An 18,761-nucleotide genomic window follows, 5' to 3' on the forward strand; every position below is an offset into this window, starting at 1 on the left:
CCGCGGTAACAAAACATCGTAACATAACCTTCAAAATGACTTCACAGAATCTTTACGACCGCGGATCGCTGTAAATAGTATCTTCACCCCAAGTCTGAGGCACAGCTAGAAAGCTGACGCCTGTTGACGTTCAGACCGCCACACAACACGCAAAGGAAGGTCCTGCAAATGGCAAGAAGAGCGCTCATCCTGGTTGAAGGTCATAGAGGTATTGGTCTGCGATACGTCCAAGCGGCCCAGCGTCTGGGCCTTCATCCAATTACCCTGTCGGCTGATCCAGCTCGGCACGGCTATCTTGCGGCGGAAAAGCTCGAGGCAATCCCTGTCGACACAGAGAATCTCGATGCGCTGATCCAGGTATGTTCTCGGCTGTCTGTGACGTATGACATTGCGGGGATTACTGGTTTCACGGACCTCGACGAGTCGCTCTATGCGACGATTGGCAAGCTCTGCCGGCATTTCGATTTACCGGGACCGAACCCCGCATCGATTGAACGATGCTGCAACAAATTCACTCAACGTCAACTCCTCGCGGAAGCGGGCATTCCAATACCTGCTTATCGCTTGGCAACGAATGCAGCGGACGTAGCAAGCTCTGCGGCGCAGATTGGTCTGCCCGTGATTCTTAAGCCAGCCGCAGGCAGCGGTAGCTGCGGTGTCCGATTGTGCCGTGACGTCGATGAGCTAACCGAACACACGAGCTATCTGATGGGCGGGACGCACACATGGGTGTCTTCCCCGAGGATACTGGTCGAAGAATTCGCTCAAGGCCCCTATTATGCCGTTCATATAATGGGAAATGAGGTCATTGGGATTGAAGCGGCTGCCTTCCACAACCCACCGCATTTCGTCTTCCGTGAGGGCACCTTCCCGGCCCCGCTGACCCATGACGAGTATAAACGCATCGCCGATGTTTCGCTGAGTTGCCTAGGAGCTCTCGGCCTTGCTTGGGGGCCAACGGCTATCGAACTCCGATGGACGAAGCGGGGTCCAATCGTTATTGAAGTCAACCCGCGTATTAGTGGCGGTCCTCAACCGGTTCAGCTGGCTTACGGTGTCGATCTCATCACCGAGCACATCAAACTTGTCATCGGCGACGAATGCAATTTGCGCAGAAGCCATTCGCACGTTTCGGCCTGGCGGTCCCTACTTCCTGATCGCGATGGCATCCTCGATTGGATTGGTGGTGACAATCGGGCGGCGGCTGTGCCAGGCGTCGCCGAGGTCAGCTTTTTTGTTAAACCCAAGACGCCGATCGTCAGGAAAGGCGATTACCGAGACTCCATGGGATGTGTCATCGCCGTTTCACCCAGCCTTGCTCAGACCGAGGAGATACTTCAGCGTGCGGTCGACTTAATCAGTTGGTCTATTATACCATTTCCGACCGAATAGGAACAATCAGCCCCCGCACTTCTCCGCACCAGCGCGGGTTCCCCGGGTAAAGTGTGATCGTTGCCGAACATTGGCGCAATTTACGCCGCGAGAGTGGCGTGGGTCGATGATCACACTTGGCAGCCCGTCGAAAACCCGATCAGGTTGATTTTGGCTGAGTTGAAAATCTTGTTACTCGCGATCTGCGGGCACAATCGCGAATGATGCGATTTCAAGACAGCGTCGGCTGGGAGGAGGACAATCTGGATTTCTTGCGCCGCTTGCTACCATATCACCACCGCATTCCCAACGCAGGCCGGCCGGGTATACCCTTGAATGCGCCTTGACCGAGAGACGCTCGGATCCGCGCGTACCGCAGCATGGACTAGCAGGATGTTGAAAAGGGCGCTCGCTCTTGGGCCGCGGTTGTGATTCATTTTCTCTGAAGGGATTCGGAGGATGAGTCGTGCGGGGCAGCGATAGTCGTACTGGCCAACTGTTCAGCTACGTGGATCTTGAGGCGCGGGTTCGGCAACACGCTCAGCTCCGCGCGATCCGGGGGATCGTGAACGACGCGCTGTCGGCGCTGGCGGAGGATTTCGCGGCGCTGTATTCGCCAATTGGGGCGATCCTCGGTCCCGCAATGTGGAAGCGGACTTCCACGGGCAGAAACGGTCCAACGAGACGCATGCTTCAACCACCGATCCTGACGCTAGGCTCTACGCAAGGGACGCGGCAAGGAAGCAAAGCTCTGCTTTATGGGGCATGAGCTGATGGAGAACCGCCATGGCCTTTTGTCGACGCCTGCCTGACATTCGCCGACGGGCATGCCGTACGGGTGGCGGCACTGCACAGGATTGAGCCTCGCGCGGACCGGCCACAGGCGATCACGCTCGGCGCGGACAAGGCCGACAACGCGGAGGACTTCGTCAATGAGCTGCGCTCGATGCGGGTGACGCCGCGCATGGGGCAAACATCAGCGGCCGCAGTTCCGCGATCGGCGGGCGCACGACGCGGCATGGCGGCTATGCCATCGGCCAGCGCATCAGGCGCATCGAAGAGGCGTTCGGTTGGATCAAGGTTTTGGCCGACCAGCACAAGACCAGGTTCTGCGGCCGCGACCGTGTCGGAATGGGCCGTCACCTTCGGAGCCCCCGCTAAAATCTAGTGCGACGCCCAAGCTCGTAGCGGAGGCCGGCTGATGGCTAAGGTTCCCGACTTCGCCAAGGCCATTGACGGCCGCTGGCGCATGTCGAGATGGATGTTCGGGATAACGACGCTTCCTCAATCTCGTCGAGGAAGCGCATCTGACATTCAAAAGTTGTGTGCGTCAAGTTCTGCACAGCGGTGACGTTGGCGTGTCCGCCGCGCAGCCCCCGTGTTTAGCGGAGCGGCGGACATGGCGGCCGCGTCTCAGGCGGCCAGTGCCCTCAGGTTCTCCTTCTTGTGCTCGCGCAGATGATCCATGTTGAGGTAGCGGGTCGCCTCGAGCCAGTTCTCGTGGATCTCCACCGCCAATGCCCGAACCAGCCGCAAACAGCTCTGCGGGTTGGGGAAGACGCGAACGACCAGGGTGCGCCGCTTGATCTCCTGGTTCAGCCGCTCCAGCATGTTCGTCGACTTCATGTGCTTGTGATGCGGCAGCGGCAGCCGGTAGAAGCTCAGCGTCTCCTCGATGTTGTTCTCCACCCAATCCACCAGCTTCGGGTATCGGCCTGCCATTTGGCGATCCACTGCGCCAGGTCGCGCTTGACCTCCTAGGTCGCGCCGGTCATAGAACCATCTGAGCTCCATCAGGCAGTCGTCATCGACCTTGCGCGGCACATAATCGAGCGCGTTTCTGAGGAAGTGCACGTAACAGCGCTGCCAGACTGCCTCGGGCGAGGACTTCCCGGATCGCTGCCCTGAGCCCAGGATGGTCGTCGGAGACGACAAACTCGACGCCCGCGCTGCTTGAGCCCGGCCACGAACGCGCGCCAGCTCGAGTGGCTTTCCCGGTTGGCCAGTTCGACACCGAGCACCTGGCGCCGGCCCTCCCAGTCGACCCCGATCGCCACCAGCATCGCCTGGCTGGCGATCACGCCGGCTTCGCGCGCCCGCTCATAGCGCGCATCCAGAATGTGGTTCGGGTAAGGTTCGGCAAGCCGCTGCTCAAAGAACGCCTTCAGGGCTTCATCCAGCCGCGCCGTCGCCTGGCTTACCGTCGAGGCCGAGAAGGCATGACCGCACAGCTCCTCGGTGATCGCCTTCACCTTGCACGTACATCTCGACCAGCGCCGATACCAGTGCGTTCTCCGAGCGCTGATAACGCTCAAACAACTCCGCCGAGAACCGGCCGGCCCGATCTTGCGGAACCCGAAGCTCCAGCACGCCAACCCGCGTCACAAGCTTGCGTTCGTAACAGCCGGAACGGTACCCAACCCGCTCCGTCGTCCGCTCGCCTTTCTCGGCCCCGATCGCCTCCGTCATCTCGGCTTCCAAAGCCTCCTGCACCACAGTCTGCAATACTTGCGAAAGCCGTCCTCATCCGACAACAGCAACGCTTTCAACTCGCCTCTGCTCAGTCTAACTTCTCGATTGGTCATGGCATTCACCCTTCCACGGGAATCGGTGATCGCAACGTCACCAGCGTGCCATGGCCGCCTCGCCTGAAGGCAAGGCCTGTTCTCTCTCCAGAGCTTTTTGCAGAACCTTCAGGACTATCGGTACGACTATCTGTCGCGCTCCCATCGGCCCAGGACTTCTCGTTCGACGCATCGATCCATTGGCCCAAGGAGATCAATAGACGGACAATGCATACCTATCACTGATGGATGCAGGGTCATCGGCCTGACGCTGGCAACGCTCTATCGGTATTCCCGCAGGTTTCGACCAGCGAGATTTGCCGATGGGCGTGCAGATAATCGGGCGCTCGCGCGAGGACACGAACGTTCTTGAGCCGCGCTTCTGTACGGAGCAATTGAACCCTTGGAACAAGCACCTTCCACTTTGCCTTCGCCTGGTACCGCGCGCCGGTCCCGCCGAAGCATGTCGACGACCCGGCCTTCGCCGAGAAGCTGACGACCATCGTTGGCTTTGTACGTCTATCCGCCGGCCCATGCCGTGGTGCTGTGGGTCGACGAGAAGTCGCAGATCCAGCCCTCGGCCGAACCCAGCCCGGCTTGCCAATTGAAGAAGGGCCGCGCCGGCACGACACGGCACAACGACGCTCTTCGCTGCCCTTAACGTGCTTGACGGCACGGTCATCGCGCAGAACAGCAGCGCCATCGCCATCAGGAGTTCGTCCGCCTCCTCAACCGCATAGAGCGCGCGGTGCCGACGGACAACGCAATCCATGTGATCCTCGACAATTACGCCGCGCCAAAAAAGACAAGATCCGCGCCTGACTCGACCGCCACCCGCGCCATTTCACCCCAACATCTTGCTCCTGGCCCAACGTCGTCGAGGGCTTCTTCGACAAACTCACCGGCGCAGGCTCAAGCACGGCGTCTTCCACTCCGTTGTAGATCTTCAGGCCGCCATCAACCGCTTCATTCGCGAACACAATGCCGAGAACCCGCAACCATTCATCTGGAAAGCCAACCTCGATGACATTATCGCCGCCCGAAACCGAGGGTTCCAAACGTTGGAATCAATCCACTAGAGTTGCGGATTTGATCGCCGCTTGTAGTGCGCGATGGCGGCGTCGGCCTGATGTTGCCTGCGCCAAAGCGGCTAGCCCGGATATCTCACAGAGTGAGGTGCATCGGGGCTCCGAACCAGGGAAAATGCTTCTGCTACAAAGACTTACCCGAGGCAGAGGTGCTCCCCGATGCAAACAGAGTGTAGCGCAGAACGGTTTGATTTTGCATCCGATGAAAAGCGCGCCGTTGTGGCCGGCTTTTGCGGCGGAACGATCACCTCGGATGCCGGCGCGCTGCTGCTGGGGCTGACGGAGCGGGCGATCGGATTGATCGGCCGCTTTGCCCGCTGCTTCGTGGATGCGCGCAATCCGGACTTGATCGAGCACGAGGTGAAGACGCTGGTGGGGCAGCGCATCTTCGCTCTGACGCTCGGCTATAAAGACCTGAACGATCATGACGAATTGCGCCACGATCCGGTGATGGCTCTGCTGGGCGGCAAGCTGAAGGCGCGTCGCCACAGGAAATGCGCGGCCATCGCCGGCAAGTCGACGCTCAACCGGCCGGAGCTGAGCCGGCCGCAGCCCTCGCGCTATCACAAGATCAGCCACGATCCGGCGGCGATCGAGGCGTTGTTCGTCGAGCTGTTCGTGGGCGCGCATGCAACTGCGCCCGAAGAGATCGTGCTGGATCTGGACGCCACCGACGATCCCCTGCACGGCAACCAGGAGGGGCGGTTCTTCCACGGCGATTACGGCCACTACTGCTATCTGCCGCTCTACGTCTTCTGCGGCGATCATTTGCTGTGCGCCAAGCTGCGGCCCGCCAACATCGACGCCGCCGCCGCCGGCTCGGTCGAGGCGATCGCGCGCATCGTGCGCCAGTTGCGCGACCGCTGGCCGAAGGTTCGCATCGTGCTTCGTGCCGATTCCGGCTTCGCCCGCGAGGCACTGATGGCCTGGTGCGAGAGCAATGCCGTCGATTACCTGTTCGGCCTGGCCCGCAATGCTCGACTGGTTCGCTACATCGGAGCTGAACTGGAGGAGGCCATAGCAGAGAGTTCCCTCACCAGCCGGCCGGCCCGCCGCTTCAAGGATTTCCTGTGGACCACGCGCAAGAGCTGGAGCCGCCGGCGCAGGGTCGTGGCCAAGGCCGAGTGGACGCAAGGCGAGGCCAATCCGCGCTTCGTCGTCACCTCGCTCGACGCGGAGACCTGGCCGGCACAGAGCCTCTATGAGGACCTCTACTGCGCCCGCGGCGAGATGGAGAACCGCATCAAGGAATGCCAGCTCGATTTGTTCGCCGACCGCACCTCGGCCGCCACCATGCGGGCCAACCAGCTCAGGCTCTGGTTCGCCTCGATGGCCTATGTGCTGGTCTGCGCGCTGCGCCGCATCGGCCTGGCCAACACCCGCCTTGCCAGGGCAAGCTGCGCCACCATCCGTCTCAAGCTGTTCAAGATCGGCGCCCTGGTCAGCGTCTCCGTGCGCCGCGTCAGGCTGGCCATGAACTCCGCCTGCCTCTTCCAGCGCGAATGGGCACTGACCTACGCCAGGCTATCGGCAGCCGCCATCTGAGCGCCCCGATCCACCCCTCCCGTCAACAACAAGGATATCGCCGAACCACAACGACCGCTTCGCGCGGCGACAGCCCTTGCGCGCAACTCAAGCGCTCCCAAAAATGCAGCTCACAGACCTACGCCGCAAGACAGTGTGAGTTATCCGGGCTAGGCGATGATGAAGGATGCGCTGGTTGGCGGCCGGAGCAGAAGCCGCGCCAGCAGGTAGCGGATTTCGGGTACACTGGGCAGGAGAGCCGTCATGATGGTCAGGCGGCTGCGGCCGACCAGGCCCATGTGGCGGTGCCAGCCGTGCCAGGATCGCGCCTCGCAATGGTCGGGGCCGAGATCGTCTTTGGCGCGCGCGAAGCATTCCTCGACCGCGCAGCCGAGGCCGGCGGCACCGGCCAGTTCGGCCAACGCCGTGCCCTCAGGGGCAAAGACCAGATAATAGGCGAGCTTCTCCGGCTCCTTGCGGCTGCGGCGGATCAAGTGCCAGCGCTCGAACCCCTCGTGCGTGGTCCAGGGCAGGCGGATAGCGGCCCAGGCGTAGAGCCGCAGGCCCCTGGCGCCTTCGCCGGCGGCAAGCGTCGTCCAGCATCGGTGGGCAAATCCTCGGCGATGGTCTCGGGTCAGTCTCTAAAGCCCTCTTGTGCTTCGGCTGACCTGCGGTTCTACTACGCCGATCGCTAGATGGCTGACCCAAGCTGCATGGAAGCGGTGAAGGAGGCTGCGGTTGCCGAAATGGATCGCGGCTTTGCCATTCTCGATGCCGCCTCAAAGGCCAGGACTGGTTGTTCGGCAACTGGCTTTCGCTGGTCGACATCTATCTCGTCACACTGGCGGCCTGGCATCCCCAAGTTGAAGGGTTCCGAGCGCCTGGCCGAACATCGACCGTCTGTGGGACAGGTTGCGGGAGCATCAGGTGATGAGGAACCTGAACGCCTCCCACGCCATGTGGCCGGCCTGAACCGATCGCCTTGGTTCAGGCTTTTCCACGGCCGAGCCCCGCCCGTCGTTCCTGGAGGAACCGGCGTACGGCCGGATCGCCCGATCTTAGGCTGCGGCTGCTTTCAGTCTTGCCGAGCCTGACCTGAAGACCAGCGCGCTGTCAATACTGGTAGTCGGCAAGTCGCTTGTCGCCGCCAAGCCCATCAGGTGCGTTCAATCCCGCCGCAGCACCCTCGGCCTCGGCAAGGGACACGGTGCGGTTGTCGACCTCAGCCGCTCGTCGGGCAGGTTTTCGTCAGCCATACGGGAACTCCATCTCCTCGGCGGCCAGCCTGAGATTAATTGCCCCTCGAGCAAACGGAATTCGCCAAAGCTCTTGCTCACGTTATTTAACGGGTTCGGGACATCGCTCTCTCCGATGGGAGGCACGGTGTAAGTAGCGGGTTGAGAATGCTGATTACCTGCGCTCGTCTTGGAAGACCGGGTTACAAGAGATATTTCACCGCGAGATAACTGCCCCAAGCTTTCGCAGGCCGGACCCCATTTTATGCTTTCTTCGTTGCCGATTTCGGGCTAATAGGGATCTCCGTGCGCCGCTTTCCTACGAAAAAGCAGGTTTTTTTTGCAGAGATCTCAATGGATTTGGATCGAGTTGACCGAAAGATTCTCAGCGCCGTCCAGCGAAACAACCGCCTAACAACAGAAGAATTGGGCGAACTTGCTGGCTTATCAGCCACGGCGTGTCAGCGGCGATTGAAACGACTTCGAGATGCTCGTGTGATTGAGGCTGATGTTTCAATAATCTCACCGGGAGCCGTGGGTCGGCCCATGCTCATGCTGGTATCTATCAGTCTAGAGCGCGATCGCTCAGATATCATTGATCGTTTCAAGCAAGCGATCCGGCGCACGCCTGAAATCATGAACGCATATTATGTAACAGGTGATGCCGATTTCGTTCTCACAGTATCCGTGCGTGACATGGTGGAGTATGAGGCATTCACACGTCGGTTTTTTTATGAAAATCCCGACATCAAAGGATTCAGCACAATGGTTGTTATGGATCGGACTAAGGTATCCCTTGCTGTGCCAATTGACGAATAGAAAAATCACGTTGCCAAGCCAACGCCGAAGCCGAAGTCGACTTCTCCCATCTGCATGGCCGTGTGCATCCTCCTGTGCTTCAGAGTTAATCGCGCCCTCCCCAAAGTCCCCGCGCCGAAACACAACGACTCGAGCCTTGCCTTATCGCGCAGCTGCTGTGCGACTCCGACAACGCGTGGCCGACCGCCCAACGAACCGTCGGCATTCGCCGCGACAGCCGTCGACGCCACCGATCCCCCCTCCACAAACTTGTCCCTTAAAGAAGCGCCCCCGCGGCGGTGACCGATGACTGGCTGCTGCGAATCTTGGTGGGTTACCCTCCGATTTTCGCGGACATAATGTCTCAAAGCGCTTCGAAAACTTCCAGCCGAGGTTTAGATCACAATGGCTACCGTGTCCGCCTGAATAGATGTGGCAATGAGGCAGCAGAAAAAGCGAAGATTTCGTACGGAGCGGAGGGATATGGCACCTTTAACGCCTACAATTTTGAGACACGCCGGTGTCGGGAGAAGCGAAGCCTAGCGGAAGATAGCGGGACCCGCGGGCGACGGCCCGAATTGCCGCAGCCTTTCGGGACCGAGCCAATTCGTCAGAGCGCTAATCGCCCCTGTGGCCCGATCACCAGGTGGACGCGTGCTCATCGGATTGGCCGTCATCGATGGCTTGTCTGCTCGAACGGAGAGGGGCAATGAGCGATCAGAAACAACGGGCATGCCGGCGTCGACTGGGAGTCACAAAGGTCATCATATCGTTCCTCACGCGCGATGCTCGAAAAATGGGCGAGAGCGGCTTCAAGGAGGGCCGCGATGGCCTCGCCAAGATCGTTGCCTGGCTGGTGGCGACAAACGGCACAGTTGAGGCATCCCTGATCCAGGTCGCGATCGAGGTGCCGTGTCGCTTCCGTGATCGTTTCACCTGGCGGGCGCCACGGATGTTGCGCGCATCCGCCTTCAACCGGCAACTCAAGCAGGCGCACCATCAGTTCGGTGTCCTGACGACCCGCCTCATCCCCGAGCGAGGAGGAGACAAGCCGGGAGGACAGTGGAGATCCTCGCATCTTGCGGGAGTGGGAAGGCTCGTTCTCGCCACGTTACTCGCCGAAGCATTCGATGGCCTGCAGTGATGTGATGCGTTGCGCAGTTCCAGGGGAGCGCTGGTCGCCAAGCGCCCGGGCAAGAGCTGTATGGTCATCAGACGTCTCCTCGACATAGCCTGCGCCATTCCCGAAGCCGGCACCACCTTCAACCCCTCGTTCAGCGATCAAAGATCCTTCTGGTAAATGGTGGAGAGCCCCGGCAAAGCTTAGGATTCTCATGATGCAGCGGCCACCGAAAGCCAACTGTTACGCAAGGCTTTTAGTCTTACGATGCGGCTGGACCCGTTCCGTCCTGCTTCTGGTTCCTCCTACTATGGAGATATTGTGCGCACGCATCCTAAAAAATGCCGATTTCCTGCAGGGCGGAGGCACACTCCGCGTGATGCAGCTTGTTGGCACTTGTTATGGTTTCGGTGTGTTACGGATCGGCACAGCTGAGTGCCTGGTTCAAAGTCAAGGATGGGTTATATGAAAGTTCCAGGCATTGATAACGCCGTTGTTCAAAAAAATCTTGCATTCTCGGTCGCCGAATTTCAGCGGCGCCTCAAAGCTGTTCGGCAGGAGATGGCAGAGAGAGGATTGGATCTGCTTGTTGTAAGCACACCTGAAAACATATACTACCTGAGCGGGTACCATACGGTAGGATATTACAGCAGCCAATTCCTGCTAGTGCCAATTGATGGAGAGCCATTTCATATAACTCGCGGTATCGAAGAGACCAACGTCAAAGTCTTTTCCTGGATCGACCAATCCTCCAGCTATATGGATCATGAGTCGCCCGTCGCGCTTCTCGCGGATACGATTCGAAGCATGGGGTACGCAAACTCAACCATTGGCATTGAGAAAATAAGTTGGTTTCTGACAATCGTTGATTACGAACGTCTCAAAGAACTATTCAACGGCGCAAGATTTGCGGACGGCTCCCTAACGGTCGAAAGCGCGAGGGTGGTGAAATCAGACCTCGAACTTGAATGCATTCGCCAAGCTGCCCGCATCGCAGATGCGGGGATGGAGGCTGGGATTAGCCAAATTCATGCTGGCGCAAACGAAAATGATATCGCCGCCGAGATTCAGCGCGTTGTGACTAGCATGGGAAGCGAGTATCCGGGTTTGCCGATATTCGTTGCGTCAGGCGTTCGTACCAGCCACGCGCATGCAACTTGGTCCGGAAGAAAGATCCTCGAAGGTGATCCGGTCCTACTTGAAATATCAGGTTGTGTCCGACGCTACAGCGCCGCCCTCATGCGGCTCGCTGTCGTCAAACCAGCTAACCGCGAGTTGGAACGCATGGAAGAGGTTTCCCGCAAGGCGCTAGAGGAAATGATTGAGGCCATCCGGCCCGGGCGTCCTCTGGAGGAAGTTTGGAATGTCTGGTCGAGGACTGTGACGGAAGGGGGGTACGAGGGGCGCTTCAAGAGAACCGGTTACTCGATCGGCATCAATTTCCCGCCTGATTGGGGTGAAGGCTACATGCTGTCTTTCAAGCGGGGAGAAACGCGGACGCTGCGTCCGAATATGACATTTCATATCCCATCTCTGGTAAAGGTCTTCGGTTTTGCCGACGCTGGCACGAGCGAAACAGTTCGTGTGACGGAGACAGGATGTGAAATACTCACGAATTGCAAACGTCAACTCTATGTTTGCTGAACCCGGCTACAAGGCGGGGACTTGGCCATTAGCCGGTCTCCGCCGTTATCATCGGCAGCCGCACGAGATTGTAGGCTGCGGCAGCGAAGCTGAAAGCCATCCGGCGCGGTTCACGCGACGGTAGCGGGTCTTGGTCTGCGATCTTTCTGATCCAGCTGAACCCTTCCTCAAGGGCGGCATAGTTTTCGGAATTTCCGCTGCCCTGATCCCGGCCGGCGCCATCGCAGCACTCGCCCTCTCGTCAATCTCGTCGCCGATTGGATCCTCAACCGGACCACTTCTCTCAAAGGAGCGCGCGGCGGTGTCTAAGGCGGCTGGAAAACGGCCTGGTGGCGGAAGTGGTCCGTTGCTCGACATCCGGAATCTGCGGATCGAAGCGACCGCCTATTCGCCGGGGGCGATCCGCGGAATACGGTGATCGTTGACGGCGATTCGCTGAAGCTGGAGAAAGGGCTGCGCCTTCGGCCTGATCAGAGAGGCCGGCGCCGGCAAATCGACCATCGGCCTGGCCTCGATGGGCTATGGCCTAGGCGGTGTGCGCATCACCGGCGGCGAGGTCATCCTCAAAGTCGGCGACATCTAAAGGCTGCGTCCAGGGATTGCGCAAGGTGCGCGGCAGCGAGGTTTGCTTTGTCGCGCAGTCGGCCGCGGCCGCTTTCAACCCGCGCACCGGCTGATGGACCAGGTTGTAGAAGCGGCGCTGTTGCTCGGCGTCGCGGGCGGGCCGAGGCAGATAAGCACGCGGCCTGTTTCAAAAACTCCGCCTGCCGAACCCCGAGAACATCGGCCGCCGTTACCCGCACCAGGTCTCGGGCGGCAGTTGCAGTGAGTGATGACGGCCATGGCCCTATGCTCCGAACCCAACCTGATCGTCTCGACGAGCCTACCAGTGCTCTCGACGTGACGACGCAGATCGATGTGCTTGCTGCGATAAAAGACGCAATCCGCGATACTGGCGTGGCCGCCCCTTTACATTACACATGACCTCGCGGTCGTTGCCCAAATCTCGGCCCAGATTATGATGCTGCGTCACGGCAAGATGGTGAAGTATGACGAGACGCGGCAGATCATCCAGGCGCCACGGATGGACTACACCAAGGCTTTGGTGTCTGTCCGATCGATCAAGCATAAGGAAAAGACGCCGGCAACCAGTCCAGTGCTCCAGGTGAAGAATGTGACCGCGGCCTATGGCGGCTATGTGAAGGTGCTGCAGGACGTCTCGGTCGACGTCCATCCCGGTCAGACGCTGGCCGTGGTCATCGAGTCCGGCTCGGGCAAATCCACGCTTGCCCGCGTCATCACCGGTCTGCTGCCGCCAATGTCGGGCAGGCATCGCTTTCGCCGGCCGCACGCTCACGCTGAGGCTCGCCAACCGCTCCAGGGACGATCTGCGCGAGTTGCAGATGATCTACCAGATGGCCGACGTGGCGATGAACCCGCGCCAGACCGTCGGCACCATCATTGGCCGTCCGCTCGAATTCTATTTCGGCATGCGCGGACGCGAGCGCGAGGCCCGCGTGGCCGAGCTTCTGGAAGAGGGCGAGATGGGCAAGGGTTTCGCCGATCGCTATCTTGCAGGGCTTTCCGGCGGACAGAAGCAAGGGGTCTGCATCGCCCGTGCGCTCGCCGCCAAGCGAAAACTCATCATTTGCGACGAGGTCACTTCCGCGCTCGACCCGCTGGTGGAAGATGGCATCCTCAAGCTGTTGCTGCGCCTGCAGAATATTGAGGACGTGGCCTACCTGTTCATCACCCATGATCTTGCGATCGTGAAGGCAATCGCCGATTCCATTGCGGTGATGTAACGCGGGAACGCCGTGCTGCTCTCCTCGGCTCCCGAGATGGAGGTTGGCTGGCTGGAAAACGCGATCAAGGGACGCCACATGGAGAGCGCGGGGAACTGAGCTCAACGGAGCTCCGGCAGTACCGATCACCTGGACTCTTTTCCGACCGCTGCTCCAGATATGAGCGGGTGCCGCCACCGTGCGTAGAAGGGCACCACGGCTCGGCCTGAGGCAAGCCGGCATTCATCGTTCGCCACGTTGAATAATATAGCAGCGCCCCCGCGTGGCCGGGGCGGAAGCTTTGAGATTGTCCGCCCGCTGCGGCAAGGTGCCGGTGAAGTCGACCGCCTCGCGCTTTGACCACAGGATGCTTCTTGAGCCTGTCACGAAAGCGCTGGGAGGAAGGCCAGCGCAATGGGTTACAGCTGTTGACCGCACTCGAGCACCGCGGCTTTGAAGGCAGCAAGGCGACCGTCTACAGGTGGACAGCCGCCCGCGAGAAGCGGCCATCGACTGCTCCATCGAGTTCACGATTGGCGTCCGCCATCGCGCCGGAATTGTGCATGGGTCCGTGCGAAGAGGCAAACTCTTAACGAGCAGAACGAGCGGTTCCTCCACCATCTGCATGAACATGCTCCGGAACTTTGGATCGCGACGATAGGGGTCCCGATCAATGGATGCCACGAACAGCGACCTGGCTTTCCTTGCAGCAGGTCTCAGACGGCCTTCGACCGAGCTCGTGCTCCAGGTGATCGGCGACCGGACAGGGCGTGTGCCACGTTACTGCGGCTGCCGCGACAGATGTTCTAAGCTCCACCTACAGCTACTTTACGAAACGGCTGCTCCCTCCATCAATCACGATTGTGGTACCATTGAGATACCTTGCACGGTCGCTCACGATAAATCCAACTAGCTCCGCGAGCTCTTCGGCAGTTCCAATCCGCCCCAAGGGATTGGCATTGGCGACACGTTCAATGGCGGCTTCTCGATTGAGACCCTCGTCGAGTATTAAGGCCTCAATTCTCTTGTGAACTCTGCCTGTATCGAAATAGCCAGGCGCGACACATTCACGCGAACGCCACTGCCGGAAAGTGTGTCAGCAAGGTGCTTTGCTAGCACTGCTATTCCGGCACGCATGACATTCGATACGAGTAGGTGGCCTGTCACCTCATGCACGCCTGCGGAGGAAACAAAGACGATATCCCCGCCGGGACCAGACGCTTTCATCATCCTGGCTGCGGCTCGCGACAGCCGCACTGCACTTATAAGAAGCGTCTCGTAGGAATGATCCCAATCCTGGTCCACTACATTTTCGATGGTTCCGTACGGCATAAGATCAGAATTAACGGCGAGGCAGTCGATGTTGCCGAGGAGCTCCAGAGTACGTCCAAACAACATGTCGACATCGGAACGCCGCGCGAGGTCGGCGACGACGCCATGAGCGCCTGCGCATCTCTCAATATTCCGCAACTCACCTACAGGCTTTGTCTAGGGTCGACTGATTGCGAGCACAAATTGCAACTTCAGCACCGTCTTTCGCGGGTCGTTTGGCGATTCAAAACCTAGACCATTGCACCGGCCGTACAGAACCTTTCGGCTATGATAATTCATTGCCAGGAACCTCTTCCTGATTGATGAAAGAGCTATGTGACGTAACCTTCGATCGTCATCCTTACAAGGGCCTAATAACTGAGCATTATATGTCTATATATATCAACTGACTTGGCAAGTTGGTCCAATTCAACAAATTCGTTATTAGTGTGAGCGCGATCAATACTTCCTGGCCCGAGGACGATGCATGGAATTCCGGCTAACGAGAGCTGACTGGCATCTGTTCCGTAAGGTACTCCAATGTACTTACCGGTCCCGGCAACCTCGGCACACGCCTGCGCTGCCACGGACGCTATCTTACTCGACTCGGCACTGTCCGGAGCCGGGTCTTCCAGCGCTGGTAGTAGGGATCGGACCTTGATGTTTTCGCGATCTCGCAAACCTTGCAGTATGTTCTCTACTTCTTGCAAAGCCTGCTCTGGTCGCTCTCCCGGAACAAGGCGTCGATCAACCCAGATGCGGCACGACGGAGGGACTGTCGTCAGTTCCAAGCCACCTTCGATTAGGCTTACCGTCAAAGTTGGAGGACTGACCAAAGGCTGGGTGCGCGAAGCGAGATCCTGACCGTGTTCGTTGAGCCCCAATACGACCTTTGCCATGCCGGTGATCGCATTGACTCCGAGGTGTGGCTTCGAGGTGTGAGCAGGGACGCCCTGAACCTCGATTTGCCAGCGGACCGAGCCTTTGTGGGCGACTACCAGCTCAAGCTCGGTTGGTTCACCCACCACTGCGGCGTCATACGACGTGCCGGAGAGAGCGATAGCGCGGGCGCCTATCTTGCGGTACTCTTCATCAATGCTGGCGGCAACGACAATTGTAGCATTGGGTTGACAGTTCCCTAGGGTACTGAGGGCGATCATCATCGCCGAAAGGGAAGCCTTGGTGTCGCAACTACCTCGGCCGTAGATCCGATTATCTTTCATTTCAGGAGAAAATGGGTCCGACGCCCAATTGTCGGTTGGCACTGTGTCCATATGGGCCACAAAAAGAACGCGCCGATTAGGGTCTTTGCCTGGAACCCACGTCAGGAAGTTCGAGCGGCCGTCGACAACGTGTTGGAGTTCATACGGCAGGTTCCGGTCCTTGCAAAACCTCTCAAGATATGCGGCAATCCGCTGTTCTCCGCTGCCCCTCGGCGAAAGCGATGGGTTCACGCTCTCAATTTTGACTAGGTCCTGGAGGAGCGCGACGGTATCTGCGCTAGGCGATGACATAAACTCTCCTGTTCTGCTCGTTATCTGGCGGCGCAAACTACTTCGACCAATTCTTTACTAGATGGACAACTAAGTCGACTTCCTCCTCTGTGTTGTAAAGATGGAGCGAAAATCGGAGCAATCCTCGTCGGGTGGATACAAGAACTTTATTCTCAGCAAGATAGCTGTGTAGTGCATGAATATAGGGGGCGGCTTCTCGCGCTCCGCTGAGCGTAGCCATATCGCCCACTGCTACAATACTTCCAGTGTGCTTGCTGGGCGCGCCGCCACAGACAGGCAGTCCGAGTTGCAACAGTCCTGAAGCCAATCGTTTTGCCAAAGACGTCACGTGATTGTCGATTGCTTCTGTTCCGATCTCCAGCAGTTGCCCCAATGATGCGTGGGCAGCGATCATGCCTGGGAAGTTGTAATGACCAATGTCAAAACGAGGCGCCCCGGCCCGCAGGTTGGCGGCGTTGAGAATGGGAGCCGATTCCGGGGCATTTCCGAGATCGACGCTGAAGCGAGCAAGGTAGGCTGGCTTGAGCCGATCGGCCCACTGCCGGCGGCAGTAGAGAAATCCCGATCCGTAAAGGCCCATCAGGCCCTTTACGGTCGAGACGGCCAAAGCATCCACGCCCAACCGATCAACATCCGTATGGAGTATTCCAACCGATTGAGTTCCATCCGCCAGAAGGAACGTGCCATGGCGCCTGCAGGCCTCCGCGATAGGTTCCGTGACCGTGCGAAAACCAGGAACCATCGTCGCGGTTGAAAGCGCCACAACGCGCGTGCTGGAATCAAGCGCATTGACAATCGCGTCCACTGGAATCGAACCGTCATCGGGCTCCACGAATTTTAGCTGAACATTATGCAGGGCTTTGACTTGAAGCCAGGGCAGGATGTTGTTTGCATGCTCCAGCTGAGGGCATAGGACCACGCTGTCTCCCGGGCGCCAGTCGATCGCGTTGGCGATTATGTTAATCCCCTCTGAGGCGTTCTTCGTGATAGAAATTTCATCTTTGTCTGCTCGGATAAATTGGGCAAACCTAGCACGTGTCTTTTCGATGTCCTTCAACTGGCTAAGTTCATCGTTTACCCCGTGCAATCTGTTATCCAGATGCTCCTCGAACGATGTTCTGGTGCTTCGGGAGATCAGCCCCTGATTTGCAACGTCCATGTAGATGGCGTTTTGTGTCGCCGGGAACTCTTCCCGGATGATGGCTAAGGGAAGGAAACTGCCGTTCATAGTCATGGGACTCGTCAATTACGGTTTACCTGCGTCCAATGCCGCGAATAGACGTCTAAGCGCGACCGCGACTAGCGGCAGCGGAGAACCAGCTGCCAGTGGGTTCACTATATCCGTTTATATGCGCGAAAGGCGCCCTGTTTGAGTCTATTTCTGCAGATTTTCTGCGGGCCAATCGGTTGCGTGCAGGATTCCCGTGGACCGCGATGGTGACGCAAGCGCTTCGGGGGCCGCGAAAAGGACCGAGGGATCGATCTAGGTCGGCTGGGTTGGGAGACTGGCTTCAACCTGAAAGACGCCGAAAACCGGCGCGAAATCCTCGACAAGCTGAATTGGTTTAACGAGGAAGCGAGGAATTCTGGCTCATCGTAGCCTCATCGGAGCGAAGATGAGACAGATGGGGTATTCGGCTTGAGCCCCATTGGGGTGAGTTCGCCCGGCTTTCCATGCCAGTTTCGACGGTTGCAACTAGTGGTTTACGCCTGACATAAGAGTCCGGGGTGGGGATTCCCTTTTGTGAGTGCGCATGCGAGTCTGGCATGCGCACAGGAATATTGCTCACCGTTTCTTCGATTGCCCGTCAGCGTCTGGGCGCGCTGATCAGAGATCGCAATGCGCAGAAGCACGTTTGGCGAGCCGAGATCATTCTGTTGAGCAGCGACGGCGTGGGCACCGTCGAGATCATGCGGCAAACTGGTAAATCCAAGACCTGCGTGTGGCGCTGGCAGGAGCGCTTCGCCGCGGAAGGCTTGGAGGGACTGTTACGCGACAAGACGCGCCCCTCGCGCATTGCCCCACTCGGACCTGAAGTCGCCGAGCGCGTTGTGGCACTGACGTTGCAGGACCCGCCTGGCGAGACGAGGCACACTGGGCCGCCGACATGATGGCGGCCGCGGCCGGCATCAGCGCCAGCGGTGCGCCGCATCTGGAAGGCGCACGGGCTGCAGCCCAACCGCTGGCGCCAGTTCAAGCTCTCCAACGGTCCGCAGTTCGTCGACAAATTGCGCAACGTCGTCGGCCTCTATGTTGATCCGCCGGCTCACGCCATTGTGCTGTCGGTCGACGAAAACCCCGCATATGAGAGCATCATCGACCGCCGTCTCAGGGCCTACCGTCTCCCCGTGCTGTCCAATAAATGAACAAGGGCGAACCTGTGGCAAAGACATGGGTGCGCGGAACTTCATCATTACATTTGCCATCGCCGCAACAGTGGCCTGTCCGGCCCATCCCGTTGATCAGAGCGTGAATTACCCACTTACCACCCTCAAAGCAGCTGATTTTATGCAGGACTGGGGAAAAAACGCCGATCTTCTGCGTATGCAGCGGAGAATTAGAGCAGATCGCTCATTCGACGCTGCTAGATTCATCCACACGGGTTTGACGCCGCTAGATGCGGGCTGCCAATTCGAAGGAATTCGCTTCTATGAACAAGGAGATCGCCGCTATGAACAAGAAATTCTCGCCTTCGAACGATGCGAGCATCGCAATTTTCGAGCGTCTCGAGTCTGAGGTGCGTGGCTACATCCGTTCATTTCCGATCCTCTTCGATCGCGCGGTTGGAACTACCCTCATTGGTGCAG

General features: G+C 58.8%; 13 protein-coding genes and 5 pseudogenes. 11 read left to right on the top strand and 7 right to left on the bottom strand.

Annotated features, from left to right (window positions below; all coding sequences use genetic code 11):
- Window positions 1-168 precede the first annotated feature (168 nt).
- Entirely contained in the window at window positions 169-1,392 is a 1,224-nt protein-coding gene (locus EJ079_RS10155; RefSeq protein ID WP_127808929.1) for an acetyl-CoA carboxylase biotin carboxylase subunit family protein, read from the top strand.
- A gap of 445 nt (window positions 1,393-1,837) precedes the next feature.
- Window positions 1,838-2,532 (top strand): annotated as a pseudogene (locus EJ079_RS10160) (hypothetical protein).
- Window positions 2,533-2,784: 252 nt separating this feature from the next.
- On the opposite strand, the gene EJ079_RS34175 reads toward EJ079_RS10160, so the two are convergent.
- From EJ079_RS34175 to EJ079_RS34275, 3 genes are read right to left on the bottom strand one after another with little or no spacing between them, the layout of a single operon-like run.
- Window positions 2,785-3,225 (bottom strand): transposase, encoded by a 441-nt coding sequence (locus tag EJ079_RS34175; protein ID WP_275955036.1) that lies wholly within the window; start codon window positions 3,223-3,225, stop codon window positions 2,785-2,787.
- Window positions 3,165-3,623: a transposase gene (locus tag EJ079_RS34180; RefSeq protein ID WP_348629744.1), complete on the bottom strand. Its 459-nt coding sequence runs from the start codon at window positions 3,621-3,623 to the stop codon at window positions 3,165-3,167. Before EJ079_RS34180 ends, EJ079_RS34175 begins: the two co-directional genes overlap by 61 nt.
- A complete protein-coding gene (locus tag EJ079_RS34275; protein WP_348629734.1) occupies window positions 3,544-3,840 on the bottom strand; it encodes a transposase in 297 nt (98 codons plus the stop codon). The genes EJ079_RS34180 and EJ079_RS34275 overlap by 80 nt, the downstream gene beginning before the upstream one ends.
- A 563-nt stretch (window positions 3,841-4,403) precedes the next feature.
- On the opposite strand from EJ079_RS34275, the pseudogene EJ079_RS10170 reads away from it, so the two are divergent.
- Both EJ079_RS10170 and EJ079_RS10175 read left to right on the top strand, forming a co-directional pair.
- Window positions 4,404-5,014 (top strand): annotated as a pseudogene (locus EJ079_RS10170) (IS630 family transposase); the annotation flags it as partial.
- A 168-nt stretch (window positions 5,015-5,182) separates the two neighbouring features.
- On the top strand, window positions 5,183-6,568 hold the full coding sequence (locus EJ079_RS10175; protein WP_127808930.1) for an IS1380 family transposase: 1,386 nt from the start codon (window positions 5,183-5,185) through the stop codon (window positions 6,566-6,568).
- A 149-nt stretch (window positions 6,569-6,717) separates the two neighbouring features.
- On the opposite strand, the gene EJ079_RS10180 is transcribed toward EJ079_RS10175, so the two are convergent.
- Complete coding sequence (locus EJ079_RS10180) at window positions 6,718-7,041, bottom strand: hypothetical protein (protein ID WP_127808931.1); 324 nt, start codon at window positions 7,039-7,041, stop codon at window positions 6,718-6,720.
- A 302-nt stretch (window positions 7,042-7,343) separates the two neighbouring features.
- Here EJ079_RS10180 and EJ079_RS33800 point away from each other — a divergent pair, with 302 nt between their 5' ends.
- From EJ079_RS33800 to EJ079_RS10210, 6 genes and pseudogenes are all read left to right on the top strand, one after another.
- On the top strand, window positions 7,344-7,478 hold the full coding sequence (locus EJ079_RS33800) for a hypothetical protein (protein WP_245481850.1): 135 nt from the start codon (window positions 7,344-7,346) through the stop codon (window positions 7,476-7,478).
- A 658-nt stretch (window positions 7,479-8,136) separates the two neighbouring features.
- Window positions 8,137-8,601 (top strand): Lrp/AsnC family transcriptional regulator, encoded by a 465-nt coding sequence (locus EJ079_RS10190; RefSeq protein WP_127383292.1) that lies wholly within the window; start codon window positions 8,137-8,139, stop codon window positions 8,599-8,601.
- A 688-nt stretch (window positions 8,602-9,289) separates the two neighbouring features.
- Window positions 9,290-9,724 carry a hypothetical protein gene (locus EJ079_RS10195; RefSeq protein WP_245481851.1) on the top strand — a complete coding sequence of 145 codons (435 nt, stop codon included), beginning with the start codon at window positions 9,290-9,292 and terminating at the stop codon, window positions 9,722-9,724.
- A 441-nt stretch (window positions 9,725-10,165) separates the two neighbouring features.
- Entirely contained in the window at window positions 10,166-11,344 is a 1,179-nt protein-coding gene (locus tag EJ079_RS10200) for a Xaa-Pro peptidase family protein (protein ID WP_164781876.1), read from the top strand.
- A 169-nt stretch (window positions 11,345-11,513) separates the two neighbouring features.
- A pseudogene (locus tag EJ079_RS33805) lies at window positions 11,514-11,653 on the top strand (ABC transporter permease); the annotation flags it as partial.
- Window positions 11,646-13,248, top strand: a pseudogene (locus EJ079_RS10210) (ABC transporter ATP-binding protein). The pseudogenes EJ079_RS33805 and EJ079_RS10210, both read left to right, overlap by 8 nt.
- A gap of 703 nt (window positions 13,249-13,951) precedes the next feature.
- Here the strand turns inward: EJ079_RS10210 and EJ079_RS34185 are convergent.
- From EJ079_RS34185 to EJ079_RS10230, 3 genes are all read right to left on the bottom strand, one after another.
- Complete coding sequence (locus EJ079_RS34185; protein WP_127811315.1) at window positions 13,952-14,149, bottom strand: SDR family oxidoreductase; 198 nt, start codon at window positions 14,147-14,149, stop codon at window positions 13,952-13,954.
- A gap of 661 nt (window positions 14,150-14,810) precedes the next feature.
- Window positions 14,811-15,953: a M20 family metallopeptidase gene (locus tag EJ079_RS10225; protein WP_127383202.1), complete on the bottom strand. Its 1,143-nt coding sequence runs from the start codon at window positions 15,951-15,953 to the stop codon at window positions 14,811-14,813.
- A gap of 37 nt (window positions 15,954-15,990) precedes the next feature.
- Window positions 15,991-17,181 (bottom strand): aminotransferase class V-fold PLP-dependent enzyme, encoded by a 1,191-nt coding sequence (locus EJ079_RS10230; protein ID WP_245472898.1) that lies wholly within the window; start codon window positions 17,179-17,181, stop codon window positions 15,991-15,993.
- A 539-nt stretch (window positions 17,182-17,720) separates the two neighbouring features.
- Here EJ079_RS10230 and EJ079_RS10235 point away from each other — a divergent pair.
- Window positions 17,721-18,248: pseudogene (locus EJ079_RS10235) on the top strand (helix-turn-helix domain-containing protein); the annotation flags it as partial.
- Between the last annotated feature and the right edge of the window lie 513 nt (window positions 18,249-18,761).

The sequence above is a fragment of the Mesorhizobium sp. M7A.F.Ce.TU.012.03.2.1 genome (assembly GCF_004006095.1).
Taxonomy (GTDB): Bacteria; Pseudomonadota; Alphaproteobacteria; order Rhizobiales; family Rhizobiaceae; genus Mesorhizobium.